This is a genomic window from Lentzea kristufekii, assembly GCF_033949925.1.
GTDB lineage: Bacteria > Actinomycetota > Actinomycetes > Mycobacteriales > Pseudonocardiaceae > Lentzea > Lentzea kristufekii.
The window spans coordinates 1-900 of the sequence record NZ_JAXAVV010000080.1; the positions used below are offsets into that span (position 1 = coordinate 1).

Consider the following 900-nt stretch of genomic DNA (forward strand, 5'->3'; position numbering starts at 1 on the left):
AGCTGGGCTTCCCACCTGGTGTTGGTGCCGGAGGCGTCGGCGGGGAGGCGGTCGCGTGCGGCGGTGTCGCCGTACATGGTCCAGCGGGCCCAGTCGACGACGGTCCGGGGGAAGCGCTGGTCGCTCCAGAAGCTGGTGTGGCTGCCGCCGACGAAGGTGAGGAAGGCTTTGGGCCACCTCATTTCCGTGTACGCCTGCCGGGCGGAGGAGTACGCGGTGGTCGAGTCGCGGTCGCCGTGGACGAACAGGACCTTGGCGGTGAGCGAACTGGACGGGTTGCCCATGTCGGTGCAGGACTGCGGGTTGGCGGAGATGATCCGGCTGTCGGGCCAGGAGGTCAGCAGGCCGTGGGTGACCATGCCTCCCAGGGAGTGTCCGGAGACACCGACGCCGACGCCGGTGTTGATGTGCCCGGCCAGCGGGCCGCTCGCGTTGAGCGCGAGGGTCTCGGTGAGGACCTGTGAGACGTCCTTGGAGGTGTTGCCGTTGCTGACGTCGCTGAAGCTGTGGTTGAAGTGCGGTGCGGGAACGACGAAACCCGCGGACGCCAGTGCTCGGATGATGAACAGGGAGTTCTGCGGGCTGCTGCCGAAGCCGTGGGTGAAGTTGTAGATGGGGAAGACGCCGGCCGCGACCGGGGCGTTGGTGACCGGGTTGCCGCCGGCGGTACCGGTGGCGGGGTAGTAGACGTAGGTGTTGATCCGGCGGGTGCCGCGCATCCAGCTGTACTGGCGCACACCGACGGCGAACGGAGTGGTCGGCGCAGTTCCCAGCGTCCAGGCGGGTGTGGCACCGGCCAGGCCGGTGCCGAGCAGGGTTGCGCCACCCGCGGCCGCTGCCGCGGCCGTGCTCAGCCTCAGGAACGTACGTCGTTGCATTGACACGATGACTCCTCGCAGG

General features: G+C 68.8%; 1 protein-coding gene. It reads right to left on the bottom strand.

The genetic code is table 11. From position 1 onward, the window contains the following. Positions 1-878 (bottom strand): alpha/beta hydrolase family protein (locus tag SK571_RS46145; protein WP_319990429.1); only part of this gene is annotated, 878 nt, incomplete at its 3' end. Positions 879-900: the final 22 nt, after the last annotated feature.